Source organism: Magnetospirillum sp., from assembly GCA_027532905.1.
Classification (GTDB): domain Bacteria; phylum Pseudomonadota; class Alphaproteobacteria; order CACIAM-22H2; family CACIAM-22H2; genus Tagaea.
Map to the genome: position 1 here is coordinate 74489 of JAPZUA010000007.1, position 15190 is coordinate 89678.

Annotated in this window: 16 protein-coding genes; 1 reads left to right on the forward strand and 15 read right to left on the reverse strand. The window is 65.6% G+C overall.

Annotated features, from left to right (window positions below):
• Nucleotides 1-11: 11 nt before the first annotated feature.
• Nucleotides 12-407, reverse strand: a complete 396-nt coding sequence (gene gloA, locus O9320_20105; protein ID MCZ8313156.1) for a lactoylglutathione lyase — start codon at nucleotides 405-407, stop codon at nucleotides 12-14.
• Between the two features lie 85 nt (nucleotides 408-492).
• Here gloA and O9320_20110 point away from each other — a divergent pair, with 85 nt between their 5' ends.
• Nucleotides 493-1485 carry a Gfo/Idh/MocA family oxidoreductase gene (locus O9320_20110; GenBank protein MCZ8313157.1) on the forward strand — a complete coding sequence of 331 codons (993 nt, stop codon included), beginning with the start codon at nucleotides 493-495 and terminating at the stop codon, nucleotides 1483-1485.
• Here O9320_20110 and lpxB read toward each other — a convergent pair.
• The 14 genes from lpxB to tsf all read right to left on the reverse strand — a co-directional run bounded on the left by lpxB (nucleotide 1469) and on the right by tsf (nucleotide 15169).
• On the reverse strand, nucleotides 1469-2638 hold the full coding sequence (lpxB, locus tag O9320_20115) for a lipid-A-disaccharide synthase (GenBank protein MCZ8313158.1): 1170 nt from the start codon (nucleotides 2636-2638) through the stop codon (nucleotides 1469-1471). The two genes, O9320_20110 and lpxB, sit on opposite strands and share 17 nt — an antisense overlap.
• Nucleotides 2635-3441: a UDP-2,3-diacylglucosamine diphosphatase LpxI gene (lpxI, locus tag O9320_20120; protein MCZ8313159.1), complete on the reverse strand. Its 807-nt coding sequence runs from the start codon at nucleotides 3439-3441 to the stop codon at nucleotides 2635-2637. The genes lpxB and lpxI overlap by 4 nt, the downstream gene beginning before the upstream one ends.
• Nucleotides 3438-4262, reverse strand: coding sequence for an acyl-ACP--UDP-N-acetylglucosamine O-acyltransferase (gene lpxA / locus O9320_20125; protein MCZ8313160.1), 825 nt, complete (start codon nucleotides 4260-4262; stop codon nucleotides 3438-3440). The genes lpxI and lpxA overlap by 4 nt, the downstream gene beginning before the upstream one ends.
• Nucleotides 4262-4738, reverse strand: a complete 477-nt coding sequence (fabZ, locus tag O9320_20130; protein MCZ8313161.1) for a 3-hydroxyacyl-ACP dehydratase FabZ — start codon at nucleotides 4736-4738, stop codon at nucleotides 4262-4264. The genes lpxA and fabZ overlap by 1 nt, the downstream gene beginning before the upstream one ends.
• Complete coding sequence (gene lpxD / locus O9320_20135) at nucleotides 4735-5787, reverse strand: UDP-3-O-(3-hydroxymyristoyl)glucosamine N-acyltransferase (GenBank protein ID MCZ8313162.1); 1053 nt, start codon at nucleotides 5785-5787, stop codon at nucleotides 4735-4737. Before lpxD ends, fabZ begins: the two co-directional genes overlap by 4 nt.
• A gap of 13 nt (nucleotides 5788-5800) precedes the next feature.
• The gene (locus tag O9320_20140) at nucleotides 5801-6454 is read right to left on the reverse strand and encodes an OmpH family outer membrane protein (GenBank protein MCZ8313163.1); all 654 of its coding nucleotides are present in this window, start codon (nucleotides 6452-6454) and stop codon (nucleotides 5801-5803) included.
• Nucleotides 6455-6477: 23 nt separating this feature from the next.
• Complete coding sequence (gene bamA, locus O9320_20145; GenBank protein ID MCZ8313164.1) at nucleotides 6478-8814, reverse strand: outer membrane protein assembly factor BamA; 2337 nt, start codon at nucleotides 8812-8814, stop codon at nucleotides 6478-6480.
• Nucleotides 8815-8896: 82 nt separating this feature from the next.
• Nucleotides 8897-10018 carry an RIP metalloprotease RseP gene (rseP, locus tag O9320_20150; GenBank protein MCZ8313165.1) on the reverse strand — a complete coding sequence of 374 codons (1122 nt, stop codon included), beginning with the start codon at nucleotides 10016-10018 and terminating at the stop codon, nucleotides 8897-8899.
• 1 nt (nucleotide 10019) lies between these two features.
• Entirely contained in the window at nucleotides 10020-11216 is a 1197-nt protein-coding gene (gene dxr, locus O9320_20155) for a 1-deoxy-D-xylulose-5-phosphate reductoisomerase (protein ID MCZ8313166.1), read from the reverse strand.
• Entirely contained in the window at nucleotides 11207-12055 is an 849-nt protein-coding gene (locus O9320_20160) for a phosphatidate cytidylyltransferase (GenBank protein ID MCZ8313167.1), read from the reverse strand. Before O9320_20160 ends, dxr begins: the two co-directional genes overlap by 10 nt.
• Entirely contained in the window at nucleotides 12052-12774 is a 723-nt protein-coding gene (locus tag O9320_20165; protein MCZ8313168.1) for an isoprenyl transferase, read from the reverse strand. The genes O9320_20160 and O9320_20165 overlap by 4 nt, the downstream gene beginning before the upstream one ends.
• A gap of 60 nt (nucleotides 12775-12834) precedes the next feature.
• Nucleotides 12835-13395, reverse strand: a complete 561-nt coding sequence (gene frr / locus O9320_20170) for a ribosome recycling factor (GenBank protein MCZ8313169.1) — start codon at nucleotides 13393-13395, stop codon at nucleotides 12835-12837.
• Between the two features lie 59 nt (nucleotides 13396-13454).
• Complete coding sequence (gene pyrH / locus O9320_20175; GenBank protein ID MCZ8313170.1) at nucleotides 13455-14180, reverse strand: UMP kinase; 726 nt, start codon at nucleotides 14178-14180, stop codon at nucleotides 13455-13457.
• Between the two features lie 65 nt (nucleotides 14181-14245).
• Entirely contained in the window at nucleotides 14246-15169 is a 924-nt protein-coding gene (gene tsf, locus O9320_20180; GenBank protein ID MCZ8313171.1) for a translation elongation factor Ts, read from the reverse strand.
• Nucleotides 15170-15190 lie beyond the last annotated feature (21 nt).

A 15190-nucleotide genomic window follows, 5' to 3' on the forward strand; every position in this document is an offset into this window, starting at 1 on the left:
CGCCGCCTCCGTTACTTCTGCACGAGTTCGATCTTGTAGCCGTCGGGATCTTCGACGAACGCGATCACGCTCGTGCCGTGTTTCATCGGCCCAGGCGGGCGCGGAATTTTCGCACCGGCGGCGGCGAGCTTTTCGCAGGCGCCGTAGATGTCCTTCACGCCCAACGCCACATGGCCGAAGCCCGTACCGATCTGGTAGGGCTCGGTCTGCCCCCAATTATGCGTGAGTTCGATCACGGCATTGGTCTCCTCGGGGCCGTAGCCCACGAAGGCGAGCGTGAATTTGCCGTCCGGAAAATCCTTGCGGCGCAGGAGCAGCATGCCGAGCTTGTTGCAGTAGAAATCGATCGATTTGTCGAGATCGAACACACGAATCATCGTGTGCAGCATGCGGTATTCGCTGGCCATGGCAGGTCCCTCCCCGTTCTTTCGGGATCCAGCATGGCAAGCTTGGGGGCTTTGCGCCAGCCCGCAAAACGCGCTACCAAACGGCATGAAAACGCTTCGCACCGCCGTCGTCGGCGCCGGCCATTTCGGCCGCTTCCATGCCGACAAATACGCGAACCTGCCGGGCTCGCAATTCGTGGGCATCGTCGATCCCAATCCGGCCGCGCGCAACGCCGCCGCTGCCAAACACGGCGTCGCCGCCTTTGCCGACGCAGGCGAACTCGTCGGCAAGGTCGATGCCGTGTCGGTCGTGGTTCCCACGTCGCTGCATTACGACGTGGCCCTGGCGCTGATCGAAGCTGGTATCCATGTGCTGATCGAAAAGCCGATCGCCGACACGCGCGACCAGGCCGACAAGCTGATCGCTGCAGCCGCCAAGCGCGGCACCGTGCTGCAGGTCGGCCATCTGCAGCGCTTCCTGCTCGAACGGCTGGGGGCCCGCGACTATGTCGGCACGCCGCTCTACATCGAATGCGATCGCATCCACCCGTTCAACCCGCGTGCGACCGACGTTTCGGTCGTTCTCGATCTGATGATCCACGACATTGATCTGATCTTGGCTCTCGTGGGCGCTCCCGTCGAAAGCGTGATGGCGGTGGGAGCCCCCGTCGTGACCAAGGGCGAAGACATCGCCAATGTGCGGCTTGGCTTCGCCAACGGGTGTGTCGCCAACATCACCACGAGCCGCATAAGCCTCAAGACCGAGCGCAAGATGCGCATCTTCGGCCACGAGAGCTACGTGTCGCTCGATCTTGCCAAGCGCAAGCTCGTGGCCATGCGGCGCGGCAAAGGCGGGCTGCTGCTCGGCACGCTGCTGCCCGCGATGATGCCGGGCATGCCGCCCATCGAGCGCATCGAGCGCGACTATCCGGACGGCGACGATCTGAAGACCGAGATCGAAAGCTTCCTGGGTGCCTGCCGCGGCGACCACAAGCCGCACGTGACTGGCGAAGACGGCCGTGCCGCCCTCGACGTCGCCTTGCAGATCGAGGACGCGATCCGCGCCCACCGCAAGCGCTTTTCTAACCTCGGCTTCTGAGCAGTTCCAGAATCGCCGTCGCCGCGCGGTCGGAGGGCAATCGTCCGCGCGCGATTTCGCCTTGGCCAAGTGCTTCGCACACGGAAGCGAGATCGGCGCGCATTTTTGACGCCGCCGCCGGATCGTCGAGCAGATGCGCAAGTGCGGCAGCAAGGGCTGCGGGTGTGCAATCGGCCTGGAGCAATTCGGGGATCACCACGCGGCCCGCGATCACGTTCGGCATCGCGACGTACGGCACCTGGATGAGCTTGCGCGCAAGCCAACCCGACAGCGCGTTGACGCGATGCCCGACGACGGTCGGCAAACCGGCGACGGCCAATTCGAGAGTCGAGGTGCCCGATACGCTAAGGGCTGCGTCTGCCGCACGAAAGGCCGCGCGCTTTTCCGCCGGGTCGGCCACGCGCACGACCTTGCCCGGCAACGTCGCTGCAAATGCGGCCGAAGCCACCTCCGTGTTCGCGACATAAGGAACCACGAACGCGGTTTGCGGATGCGTCGCGGCAAGCGCGTTTGCCGCGGCCGCGAAGGTCGGCGCCATGCGGCCAAACAGGCCCGCACGGCTGCCGGGTAGCAGGGCGACAAGCGGCGCTTCTGCCGCAATCTCGTGGCGTGTTCGAAAGCCCGCCGCATCGGCCGGTGCCAGCGCATCTTCGAGCACGGGATGGCCGACATGCGTGCACGCAAGCCCGAGTTTGGCGAAAAAGTCCGGCTCGAACGGCAGCAAGGCAAGCATCGCATCGATGCGGCCTTTGAGTTTTTTGGCGCGGCCCGGCCGCCACGCCCACAATTGCGGGGCGACATACTGCACGACCGGAATGCCGCTCCCACGAATGCGGTCGGCCACGCGCAAGCCGAAGCTGGGTGCATCGATCAGCACGACGATGTCGGGCCGCGTTGTCTTGATTGCTTCGGCCGTCTGGCGTAGGCGCGCGAAGATCGTCGGCAGGCGCGGGACGACTTCGGCCAAGCCCATCACCGACAGGTCGGACAAGGGGAAGAGGCTCTTGAGCCCCTCGCCCGCCATGCGCTCGCCGCCGACGCCGGAGAATTCCACGGCGCCGCCGGTGGCGCGCTTCAAGGCAAGCATCAGCTTGGCGCCGAGATTGTCGCCCGACGGTTCGCCTGCCACGAGAAAGATGCGCGTTGCCGTCATGCGCCCACCATGAAAAGCCCGTGGTGGTCGGCAGCCGCCACGGCCGCGTCGCGGTCGAGCAGCAAGGCGTTGCAGGCCTCGAGTGCAATGCCGACGAGGCCTGCCGCGGCGGCGGCCTCGACCGTCGCAATGCCCGCCGTCGGCAGATCGACGCGACGATCCTGGCCCGGCATGGCGGCTTTGACCAGCACGGCACCTGCGATGCCTTGCTGCCGCAGCAAGGCCGACGTGCCGCCGCGCGTCTCTTCGCCGATCACGGTGCCTCTGCGCACCAATACCGCTTGGCCGCGCTGGCGCTGGCCCAGGGTACGCGCGGCTGCAAGGCCCGCCTCGATATCGGCGCGTGCGGCCGCGTCGGGGCTGTGCCTGCCGTAGGTTCTGGCGGCTACGAGCAGATCGGGTAGAATTTCGTGGGCCCCCACGGCGCGAAAACCCTGTGCTTCGAGCAAAGCCAGCACACGCGACAGCAGCGACGCATCCCCACCCCAAACGCTCAGCAAACGCAGCAGCGTCGAAACACCGGTCCAGTCGGGGCGTATCTGGGCAAGGCCTGGGCGCCGCACGGGGCCCGCGAGCACGATCTCGACGCACGCGGCCGCGCGCAACGCGGCAAACAGACGACCCACCTTGGCCAGGCCGATCCAATCGTGCGCATAGCCTGCGACCGTGGCGGGTTCGCAGAAACCTTCGAAGGCGAGGATATGGACTTTCCGGCCGGACGCGGCGGCGGCATCGGCGACGGCGCGCGGCAAAGTTCCGCCGCCCGCCAGGATGCCGAGCTTGCCGCTCGCCCTGCCTGTCACAGGGTTGCGTCGGCCTTGGGCAGGCAGATCTGGCGGTTGTTGGCGCCGCGGATGAATTCGAGAATATCCATGACCGCACCGACCTTGCCGTAGAGTTCGGCCACGTCGTCGAGCCGCTCGGCCATGGTGCCTTCCTGCGCGAACAGCAGCCGATAGGCCGTGCGCAGATCGTGGATCTCCTCGCGGCTGAAGCCGCGCCGCTTGAGGCCGACGATGTTGAGCCCTTGCAGCCGCGCGCGGTCGCCCATCACGATGCCGTAGGGGATCACGTCGCCCTCCACGCCCGTCATGCCGCCGATCATGGCGTGCTTGCCGATGCGCACGAACTGGTGCACGGCCGAAATGCCGCCCAGGATCGCATAGTCGCCGACCTGCACATGTCCGCCCAAGGTCGCCTGGTTCACCATCACCACATGGTCGCCCACACGGCAATCGTGCGCCACATGCGCACCCGCCATCATCAGGCAGCGCGACCCGACCTTGGTGAGGCCGCCGCCGCCCGAAGTGCCCGGGTTCATCGTCACATGCTCGCGGATGATCGTGTCGTCGCCCACGACGAGGCGCGTGCGCTCGCCCTTGAATTTGAGGTCCTGCGGCGGGTGGCCGAGCGACGCGAACGGAAACACGCGCACGCGCGCGCCCAGTTCGGTGTCGCCCGCGATCACCACGTGGCTCACGAGTTCCACACCGTCGTTTAGCGTTGCGTCCTTGCCGACCGTGCAGAACGGCCCGATGCGCACGCCCAGCCCGAGCTTCGCGCCCGCCTCGACGATCGCGGTCGGATGGATCTGCGTTTCGGGTTTGGCGGCGCCGGTATCCATCAGTTGTCCACGATCATGGCGGAGAAGGTGGCTTCCGCGACGAGAGCACCCTCGACGCGCGCCTCGCCCTTGAACTTCCACACATTGCCGCGCGAGCGCTGCTTCACCACATGGATGTGCAGCGTGTCGCCGGGCGTTACAGGCTTGCGGAAGCGCGCATCGTCGATGGTCATGAAATAGACGAGCTTGCCCTCGGACTCAGGTCCCAGCGTGTGCACCACGAGCACGCCCGCAGTCTGCGCCATCGCCTCGACGATCAGCACGCCCGGCATGATCGGGCGGCTCGGGAAGTGGCCTTGGAAATGCGGCTCGTTGACCGTGACGTTTTTGATGCCGACGGCGGACGCGTCGCGCACGACGTCGATCACGCGGTCGATCATCAAAAACGGATAGCGATGCGGGATCATTTCCATGATCCGCAGCAGATCGATGGTCGAAACGGAAGGGGGGGTCGATGCGGAAACGTCGTCCATCATGCGCTCTCGTTGGGTTCCTTGGTCGACTCAGAAGCGGTGCGGCGCACCAAGCGGCGCAGGGCCGCAGATTGGCGGCGCCATTCCTCGGCCGGTACGGCAGGCGTGCCGCCGACGGTTTGGCCCGCCGGAATATCGCGATGCACGCCAGATTGTGCGATGATTTTCGCCCCCGCCGCCACCTTCAAATGGCCCGCAAGCCCGGCTTGGCCGCCCGCCATCACGCCGTCGCCGAGTTCGGTCGAGCCCGAAATGCCGACTTGGGCGACGATTATGCAGCTGCGCCCGGTTTTCACGTTGTGGCCGATCTGCACGAGATTGTCGATCCAGGTGCCGTCGCCGATAATCGTGTCGCCGGCACTGCCGCGATCGATGCAGCTGTTGGCGCCAACCTCGCAATCGGCGCCGATGCGCACGAGGCCAAGCTGTGGCACCTTGACGAAACCGGTGGGGCTCAGCGCAAAACCAAAACCGTCCTGGCCGATGCGCACACCCGGATAGAGCCGCGTGCGCGGCCCCACCAGCGCATGGCTGACGCTCGCATTCGCGCCGACGACCACAAAATCGCCGAGCTCGACATTGGCGCCGATCGTGGCCCCCGGCCCGATTTCTACACCGGCGCCGAGCTTGGCGCCGGCCATTACGACCGCATAGGGGCCGATCGACACGCCCTCGCCCAAGCGCGCCGAGACGTCCACGACGGCCGTCGGATGCACGCCGGCCGGCGTGCGTTGCGGCGGATGGAAGGCGGCGGCAAGGCTTGCATAGGCAAGATAGGGATTGGCAACGGCGAGCGGATGGCAGCCTGCCGGTACCCGTGCCGCAAGGCTCGGATGCACGAGGCAAGCCCCCGCCTTCGTGTTCGCGAGTGCGCCCAGATATTTGCGGTTTTCGAGGAAAGAGACTTGGGCCGGTCCGGCGGCCGCGAGCGACGCCACGTCGTCGAAGAGCAGGTTGCCGTCGGCGCCCGCAGGCAAAGCAGCGCCGACGAGTTCGGCTATGCGCGTGAGCGCGAGGGCGCCGGCGTAAGCATGGAATCGCCGGTCGGCCATCGCGCGCGGCAGCTCAGTTCGCCATTGCCGCAGTCGGCAACTTGCGGTTCAGCCGGCGAGCGACTTCGCCCGAAATGTCGAGAGCCGAGCGCGCCACGAAGATGAACGAGTTGGGCAGCACGATCTGGTATTCCTGCTCGTTCATGACCTCGATCACGGACTCGGTCAGAGACTGCTGGATCTTCTGGGCGGCGTCGCCGTAGTTCTGCTCGAGATTGCGCCGGCGCGTCTGCAGCTGCACCTGCACGGTCTGGACGCGATTTTCGAAATCGCGGCGGCGCTGGTTGAACGCGTCCTGCGACAAGGTGGCGCGCTGGTTGGCGAGTTCTTCCTCCTGGCGGCGCAGTTCGGTCTCCTGGCGCGTCGCATCGGCCTGGAGCGAATTGCGCGCGCGCTCGGCCTGCGAATTCACGTTCTGCATCGCAGTCGAAACGCGCATGACCGCTTCGACATCGAAGAACACGACCGCCGTGCCCTTGGCTGGCAATTCAGTCGACAGGGCCGGTGCGGGCGCTGCCGGGGTGGTCGCGCGCGGTTGGGCAGGCGCTTGGCGCGGCTGGGCGGGCGCCGGCTGCTGGGCTTGGACCGGCCAAGCGGCGGCCAGCAGGCCGACGAACGCGGCACCAACGGCCGCAACACGCAGGGCGGAAAGATTCGGCTTTTTCATCGCAACTTGTCCTGTCGGAAAAATCAAAAACGCGTGCCGACGCCGAACCGGAAGGCTTCCGTTCGGTCGTATTCTTCCTTCACGACGGCTTTTGCGTAAGATACGCGCACGGGGCCGAACGGCGAGCGCCAGAGGGCGCCAATGCCGACCGACGCGCGGATGGACCCGGAATCGTCGACCGCAGCCGTGTTGCCAGGGCGGCCCGGCGGCGGACGATCGAAGCTTGTGAGCGTGCCCACGTCGGAGAAGAGCAACCCGCGCAGGCCGAATTCCTTGGGCAGCCCCGTGGGGAAACTCAATTCGGCTGCACCGGTATAGAAGAGGTTGCCGCCCAGTGCGCCGCCCGAGGCCTGGTCGCGCGGACCCAAGCCTTGCGCGCGGAAGCCGCGGAAATTGTCGCCGCCGAGCGAGAAACGATTCTGCAGGCGCACGCGGTCGCCCGACAGGGCGGTGATGTGCCCGCCTTCGAGCACCAGCGAGGCGACATATTCGGTCGCGATCGGATAGAAGAAGCCGGTCGTGGCGGTCGAGCGCAGGAACTTCGCGTCGCCACCCAGGCCCGCGACATCGTTGCCGATCCGCAGGAAATAGCCGTCGGTCGGATCGACGCGGTCGTCGCGCCAGTCGAACAGGGTCGTGTGGCCGACGGAGCTCTGGATGACCGAGCCCGCCGCATCCTGCACGAGCGTCGAAACGCCCGAGGCGAGCCGCGTAATGTCGTCGTTGCGCAGCGTGTAGCGCAGCGACTGATCCACATATTCGCCGAGCCGGTAGCCGTTGCGCAGCACAAAACCCGTCGAGATGAAGTCGTACCCCGCCTCGGCCTGCAGATCGCGCTTCTGGCGGAAGATGTCGAAACCGGCCGCCATGTCCATGTCGAGGAAATAGGGATCGGTGAAGGACAGGTCGATCTGGTTGCGACGGCGCGAAACCGTGCCGCCGAGCTTCAGATCCTTGCCTTGCCCCAGCAGATTGCGCTCGCGGATCGAGGCGTCGAGCAGGACGTTGTCGGCCGTCGAAAACCCGATGCCGAAGCTGAGATCGCCCGTCGATTTTTCCTGCACTTCGACGTTCAGCACCGTGCGGTCGGGCGCTTCGCCCGGCACGTTCGTGACCTCGACGCGCTCGAAAAACTGCAGGCCGCGGATGCGGTCGCGCGAACGGCGCAGTTTGGCGGTGCTGAACGCGTCGCCTTCGCTGAGCTGCATCTCGCGCCGGATGACCTTGTCGGTCGTGCGCGAATTGCCGACGATGTTGATGCGCTCGACGAACACACGCGGCCCGTCCTGCACTTCGTAGACGATCGAGACCGTGCGCGCGTCGCGGTCGCGCGTCACGCGCGGGCGCACTTCGGCAAACGCGTAGCCGGCCGTGCCGGCGAAATCGCTGAGAGCGGAGACCGAAGCTTCGACGCGGTTGGCGTCGTACCAGCTGCCTTCTTTGGTCGTCACGAGATCGACCATCTGCTCTTTCTTGAGATCGCGCAGCTGCGAGACAACGTCGATCTTGCCGAAGCGGTAGCGCTCGCCCTCTTCGATCGTGAAGGTCACGTAGAAGCCTTGGCGGTCGGGGCTCAATTCGGCGATTGCCGAAACAATGCGGAAATCCGCGTAGCCGGCCGAGAGGTAGTATTTGCGCAGCAATTCGCGGTCGAACGAGAGCCGGTCGGGATCGTACACGTCGTCGTTCGACAGGAAGCGGAACCAACGCGATTCGCGCGTCTGGATCTGCTCGCGCAGCGTGCCGTCGGCGAAGCTGCGGTTGCCCACGAAATTGATGCGCTGCACGCCGGTGACCTGGCCCTCGTCGATCTCGAACACGACGTCGACGCGGTTCTGCGGCAGCTGGATGATCTTGGGTTCGATCGTGGCGGCAAAGCGGCCCGAGGCGCGGTAAATGTCCTGCAGGCGCTTGACGTCGGCTTGCACGCGCGCGCGCGTGAACACGGTGCGCGGCTTGATCGTGAGCTCGTTGATGAGGCTCTCGTCCTTGAGGCGGCGATTGCCCTCGAACGCGATGCGGTTAACGATCGGGCTTTCGACGACCCGCACGATCAGCGCCCCGCCCTCTTGGCGGATCAGCACGTCGGCGAACAGGCCGGTGCCGAACAGGGCCTTGAGCGAGCGGTCGATCTCCTCGGCATCAACTTGGGAGCCGGGTTGGACGGTCACGTAGGCGCGCACGGTCTCAGGCGCGATGCGCTGCGTGCCCTCGACGCGAATTTCGGAAACGGGCCCGGCAACCACGCCTGTGCGCGTCGCGAACTGGGCTGCGGCCGGGCCGGCTAAGAACAGGCCAACCGCCATGGCAAGCGCCATCACGCATGTCGCTATTGCCACTCGGCCTGTCGCAAAAAACATCGCAAGTCGTTCCATATTCGCCGGTTATCCGCTCTCGAGTCGCACCGCAGTCCAGCACATTACCCCAAAACCCCGGCGATAATCACGAGACGAGTCCCACCAGGAACCGCACCACGCCCGTATGGACGAGGTCGTTCCAGGTCGCAAAGACCATAAGACTTATAACCAAGCCAAAGCCAATCCGGAAACCGTATTCGACAGCCCGCGGCGGCAAAGGTCGCCCGCGCACGGCTTCAAGCGCGTAAAGCACCAAATGTCCGCCATCGAGCATCGGAACTGGGAAAAGATTGATCAAGCCTAGGTTAATAGACAAGATCGCCATGAAAACGATCAGGTTTGCGATTCCCCCTTGCGCCACCTCGCCCGACATTTGGGCAATGCGGATGGGGCCGCCGAGATCCTCGGTGCCGCGCGTGCCGACAACCATCTGGCCGAGCGCTTTGAGGGTGCCGGCGGCTTGCGTCCAGGTTTCGCCCGCTGCCCGCCAAACGGCACTCAAAGGATCGTGGGTTTTGAACGACATGCCCTGGCCTCGAATGCCGAGCCGCGCCACACGCGTGACCTGGCCCAAGCGGTTGGTTTCCTCGATCACGGCAGGTGTGATCGGCAGATCGAGCGAGCGCCCGTCGCGGTCGATCGTCAATACCGTCGGCCGCTCGAGATTGAGCTGCACAAAGCGCTGGATTTCCTCGAAGCGCTCGATGCGCTTGCCGTCAATCGCCGTCACGCGGTCGCCGGCCTGGATGCCGGCGCGCTCGGCAGCCGAGCCCGGCAACACGCCGCCCACCAGAGCGGGCGTGAAAGGCTGGCCCACGGTCGCAAAAGCGCCCGCCAGCAGCACGATCGCGAGCAGGAAATTCGCGACAGGGCCCGCAGCCACGATCGCCGAGCGCTGAAGGAGGGTTTTGTGGTGGAACGAAACCGAGCGTTCGGCCGCATCCATATGCGAAATCTCGGCCCCCGGTGTCGAGGCCGGATCGGCATCGCCATACATTTTCACGTAGCCGCCGAGCGGCAGCCACGAGATCTTCCAGCGCGTGCCGTGGCGGTCGTTCCAGCCCACAATCTCGCGCCCGAAGCCGATCGAAAACACCTCGACCTTCACCCCGCAGCGCCGTGCGACCCAGAAATGCCCGAGCTCGTGGAAAAAGATCAGCACGCTCAAAACGAGCAAGAACGGCAGCAAATACTCGAAGATATTCATGTCAGCCCCGACTTTCCGCAGCCGCAAACACCGCACGCGGGTGCTTTGCATCGATCCATTCGCGCGCACGCACGCGGGCTAAAGCGTCGATCGCAACCACATCCGCGATCGAAGCCGGGGCCGGCGGCGCATAGCCGTCCAACACGCCGGACACGCAGTCTGCGATGCCCAAAAACCCGAGCCCGCCGCCCAAGAACGCCGCCACAGCCACTTCGTTGGCCGCGTTCAGGATAGTTGGTGCAGCGCCGCCCGCTTGCAAGGCCAGCCGCGCCAATTTGAACGCCGGGAAGCGCGCGTAATCCAAAGTTTCGAACGTGAGATCTGCCATTTTGGCAAGATCGAGGCGCGGGGCGGTCGTTGCCATGCGGCCGGGCCAAGCGAGGGCCACGGCAATGGGCGTGCGCATGTCGGGCGTGCCGAGCTGCGCCAGCACCGAGCCATCGGCATAAGCGACCATCGAATGCACGACCGATTGCGGATGCACGATCGCCTCGATGCGCGCCTCGCCGACCGGGAACAGATGGAACGCCTCGATCACTTCGAGGCCCTTGTTCATCATCGTCGCGGAATCGACGGAGATCTTGGCCCCCATCGACCAGTTGGGATGGGCAACGGCTTGCGACGGCGTCACGCTTGCCATGCGCTCGAGCGGCCAGGTGCGGAACGGCCCGCCCGAGGCGGTCAGCACGATCTTCTCGACGCGGTCCAACGCGTCGAGATCGAGCACCTGGAAAATGGCACTGTGCTCGCTGTCGACGGGCACGAGCGTCGCACCATGCTCGCGCACTTCGGCCATCGCAAGGGCACCGGCGCAGACAAGCGTTTCCTTGTTGGCAAGGCCGATCGTTGCCCCACGCCTTATCGCGGCAAGCGTGGCGGGCAGGCCTGCCGCACCCACAATGGCCGAACACACGAACTCGGCCGGCATCATGGCGGCTTCAACGACGGCTTCGGAACCGGCGGCGGCATCGATGCCGCTGCCCGCAAGGGCGTCGCGCAGTTCGCCGTAGCAGCTTTCGTCGGCCACGACCGCGCGCTTGGCGCCAAGTGCGCGCGCCTGCTGGGCGAGCTTGGCGACATTGCGGTTGGCGACCAGCGCTTCGACCGCAAAACTTTGCGGATCGGCGGCGAGCAATTCGACCGTGTTGCAGCCGACCGAACCGGTCGAGCCCAAAATCGTCACGCGTTTCATGGCCATGCCAGCATAAGCCCGCTCGTGGACCATTGGAACGCCGCAAGTGCGCAGGCGGCCGTCAACAGCCCGTCCACGCGGTCGAACAGGCCGCCATGCCCGGGGATGAGTCCGCTCGAATCCTTGGCCCCGAAATGGCGTTTGATCCAGGATTCGAGAAGGTCGCCTGCTTGCGCCACGACGGCCAAACCGGCCCCCGCCCCCGCCAGCACCGTCGCGGATGGCCCCTGCGGCACCATCAGCGCCGCCGCCCAGCCGACGCAGGCCGCCGCAACCATGGCGCCGACCAGACCGGCCCAGGTTTTGTTGGGCGACAGGCGCGGTGCGAGCTTTGCACCGCCGATCAGCCGGCCCGCGAAGTAAGCGCCCGTATCAGTCGCCCACACGCTCGCCATCAGCCACAAAATCGCGACCAAGCCGCCTTGCGCATCGCCGCGCAGCCAGATCAACGCGACGACCGGAATGCCGATGTAAAGCGGCCCCACCGCCAGCCAGCGGCAATGGTCGCGCCCGCTCACGCGAGCAAAGGCCAGCACCAGCAACGCCGCAACGAGGGCAAGGCCAAGCCCAATATCGGCGCGCGTGAGGGCGGCAGCTGCCCCGCTCGCCAGCACGCCCGCCGCCACAAGCAGGCCCGTGGCACCGAAACGCCCGTCGCCGACCAGCCGCGTCCATTCCCAGGCAAGTACGGCACCGCACACGGCAACCATCAACTCGAACGCTTCGCGGCCCGAGAACAGCCCGGCGACGGCAAGGGCCAGAAGCACGGCTGCCGACAGCGCGCGCTGGCGCAGATCGCGCATGCGCAGGCCCGCAGCTGGGGTCGGCGGTGGTGCGAGGCTCAACCCACGACGGCGCCGTAGCGCCGCTCCCGCCGTCCGAATTCGGCGATCGCCGCCTCGAATGCTTCGCGCCCGAAATCGGGCCACAGCACGTCGAGAAACACGAACTCGGTATAGGCGCACTGCCACAGCAGGAAATTCGAAACGCGCTTTTCCCCGCTCGTGCGCACCAAAAGATCGGGGTCGGGAATGTCGGCCGTCGCAAGGTGTTGCGCGAACAGCGTCTCGTCGATCGCCGAAGGGTCGAGCGTGCCGGCCTTGACGGCCTCTGCCAACTGGCGCGCGGCCGAAACGATCTCGGCGCGTGCACCGTACGAAAGCGCCACGACGAGATCGAGGAACGTATTGTCGCGCGTCGTCGTCTCGGCCTGTTCGACCAGCGAGCATACGTCGGGAGGCAGGCGCTTGCGCTCGCCGATGATGCGGATGCGCACCCCCTGGCGATGCAGCTCAGCGAGTTCAGCCCGCAGAAAATGGCGCAAGAGCCCCATGAGGTCGGCGACCTCGTCGCTGGGCCGGCGCCAATTTTCCGACGAGAAGCCGAACAATGTGAGGTAGCGCACGCCGAGTTCGCCCGCCGCGCGCACTGCGTTGCGCACCGCATCCGCCCCGCGCCGATGGCCCGCGATGCGCGGCAGGCCGCGCGCTTTGGCCCAGCGACCATTGCCGTCCATGATGATGGCGACATGACGGGGAATTTGGCGATCGTGCGACATTTGGATGGACGGGGCGAGCTCGCTTGGTTCCAAGGACCGGCGGAGAAGGAAACGACGGTACGGCCGCTAGACGGCCATGATGTCTTTTTCTTTGACCGCCATCGCCTCGTCGACCTTCTTGATGAAATCGTCGGTTAGCGTCTGGATGTCGGTCTGGCGCTTGCGGTTTTCGTCTTCCGTGACCTTGCCGTTCTTGAGCAGCGCCTTGAGCGCGTCCATGCCTTCGCGGCGCACGTTGCGCACCGACACGCGTGCGGCCTCGGCGTAGTTCTTGGCGATCTTCAGCAGTTCCTTGCGCCGTTCTTCGGTCATCGGCGGCATCGGGATGCGCACGAGTTGGCCGTCGGCCATCGGGTTGAGACCGAGGCCCGCATCGCGGATGGCTTTTTCGACCGCTTTCACGAGGCCCTTGTCCCACACCTGCACTGTCAGCATGCGCGGCTCGGGCGTGCCCACCGTGCCGCATTGGGCGAGCGGCATCTGGCTGCCGTAGGCGTCAACCGTCACCGGATCGAGCAGACTTGCCGAAGCGCGGCCCGTACGCAGACCCGAAAACTCTTTCTTGAGCACGTCGAGCGAACCCGTCATGCGGCGGCGCAGATCGTCGATTTCGGCGGTGGCGGACATTGGCGTGTTCCCTTGGAAACAGTTTGGCGAACGGACGGCAGGCGTAGGCTTCACCCCACTCAGTCGCACACGGTCGTGTAGCGGCCGGTCCCCTTCATCACTTCGGCGAATCCGCCGGGCTTCTGTATCGAGAAGACTAGAATAGGAATGTGGTTTTCCCGTGCAAGCGCGATCGCAGCGGCGTCCATCACGCCGAGATCGCGCTCCATCACGTCGCGATAGGTCAGCGTTTCGAAGCGCGACGCGGTCGCGTCCTTCTTGGGATCGGCCGAATAAACGCCATCGACTTTGGTGCCCTTGAGCAGCGCGTCGCAGCCCATTTCCGATGCGCGCAACGCAGCCGCCGTATCGGTCGTGAAAAACGGATTGCCGGTCCCTGCCCCGAAAATCACGACGCGACCCTTTTCCATGTGCCGCATCGCGCGGCGCCGGATATAGGGCTCGCAAATGCTCGCCATCGGAATGGCCGACTGCACGCGCGTGGGCACGCCCACGCCTTCGAGCGCGTTCTGCAACGCAAGCGCGTTGATGACGGTGGCGAGCATGCCCATATAATCGCCGTTGGCGCGCTCGATGCCGCGCTTGGCGCCCGAAAGGCCGCGGAAGATGTTGCCGCCGCCGATCACGAGGCACACTTGCACGCCGAGATCGACGACCTCTTTGACGTCGGCGGCGATGCGGTCGATCGTGGCGGGATCGAGGCCGCGCTCGTCGCTGCCGGCCATCACCTCGCCGGACACTTTGAGCAGAACGCGGCGGTATTTGGTTTGAGGCGCCTGCGGCATCGCGGGGTCAACCCTCGCCAGAAAATTCGGCCGGTCTTTCGGGAGAAAGACCGGCCATCGTCGGATCAGGCTTTCAACTGTGCGGCGACTTCGGCCGCAAAGTCGGACTCTTTTTTCTCGATGCCCTCGCCCAAGCCAAAGCGGCGGAAGGCGACGAGCTTGACCGGCGCGCCCACATCGGCGGCGGCCTTGGCCACCACGTCCTTGATGCGGGTTTCGCCGTCCACGACATAGACCTGCTCGAGCAGCACGGACTCTTCGTAGAATTTGCGAATGCGCCCTTCGACCATCTTCTCGACGACGGCGGCGGGTTTGCCCGAGGCTGCCGCCTGTTCGCTCAAGATCGCCTTCTCGCGTGCCAACGCCGCCGGATCGACCGACGCGATGTCGAGCGAGATCGGGTTCGTGGCGGCGATGTGCATGGCGATCTGGCGGCCGAGCGCGTTGAGCTTCTCGACGTCGCCCGTGCTCTCGAGCGCCACGAGCACGCCGATCTTGCCGAGGCCCGGTGCAACCGAGCTGTGCACGTAGGTTGCAACCGCACCTGCCGATACTTTCAGCACGACCGCACGACGCAGCGTCATGTTCTCGCCGATCTTGGCGACCAGGGCGGTCAGCGCTTCGGTCGCCGTGCCGCCCGTCGGATACGCGGCAGCGCCGAGCGCTGCCACATCGTCGCCTGTCGCGATTGCCGACTTGGTCACGTTGCGCACGAAATCCTGGAACGCGTCGTTGCGCGCCACGAAGTCGGTTTCCGAATTGACCTCGACCATGGCGCCGACGGCACCGCCGGCGGCAACGCCGATCAGGCCTTCGGCGGCCACGCGGCCCGCCTTCTTGGCGGCGGCCGCGAGGCCCTTCTTGCGCAGCCAATCGACCGCCGCTTCGACATCGCCGCCGTTTTCGGTCAAAGCGCGCTTGCAATCCATCATGCCAGCACCGCTTTTTTCGCGCAGGTCCTTGACCAGGGCTGCCGTAATTTCGGCCATATCTATTCCATCCGTGTTGGA

Bases quoted from the DNA above. Each gene is read 5' to 3' on its own strand.
- bamA (MCZ8313164.1), bottom strand. From the start codon at position 8,814: ATGTTTTTTGCGACAGGCCGAGTGGCAATAGCGACATGCGTGATGGCG.
- tsf (MCZ8313171.1), bottom strand. From the start codon at position 15,169: ATGGCCGAAATTACGGCAGCCCTGGTCAAGGACCTGCGCGAAAAAAGC.
- lpxA (MCZ8313160.1), bottom strand. From the start codon at position 4,262: ATGGATACCGGCGCCGCCAAACCCGAAACGCAGATCCATCCGACCGCG.
- frr (MCZ8313169.1), bottom strand. From the start codon at position 13,395: ATGTCCGCCACCGCCGAAATCGACGATCTGCGCCGCCGCATGACGGGT.
- O9320_20110 (MCZ8313157.1), top strand. From the start codon at position 493: ATGAAAACGCTTCGCACCGCCGTCGTCGGCGCCGGCCATTTCGGCCGC.
- O9320_20140 (MCZ8313163.1), bottom strand. From the start codon at position 6,454: ATGAAAAAGCCGAATCTTTCCGCCCTGCGTGTTGCGGCCGTTGGTGCC.
- pyrH (MCZ8313170.1), bottom strand. From the start codon at position 14,180: ATGCCGCAGGCGCCTCAAACCAAATACCGCCGCGTTCTGCTCAAAGTG.
- lpxB (MCZ8313158.1), bottom strand. From the start codon at position 2,638: ATGACGGCAACGCGCATCTTTCTCGTGGCAGGCGAACCGTCGGGCGAC.
- gloA (MCZ8313156.1), bottom strand. From the start codon at position 407: ATGGCCAGCGAATACCGCATGCTGCACACGATGATTCGTGTGTTCGAT.
- dxr (MCZ8313166.1), bottom strand. From the start codon at position 11,216: ATGGCCATGAAACGCGTGACGATTTTGGGCTCGACCGGTTCGGTCGGC.
- rseP (MCZ8313165.1), bottom strand. From the start codon at position 10,018: ATGAATATCTTCGAGTATTTGCTGCCGTTCTTGCTCGTTTTGAGCGTG.
- lpxD (MCZ8313162.1), bottom strand. From the start codon at position 5,787: ATGGCCGACCGGCGATTCCATGCTTACGCCGGCGCCCTCGCGCTCACG.
- fabZ (MCZ8313161.1), bottom strand. From the start codon at position 4,738: ATGATGGACGACGTTTCCGCATCGACCCCCCCTTCCGTTTCGACCATC.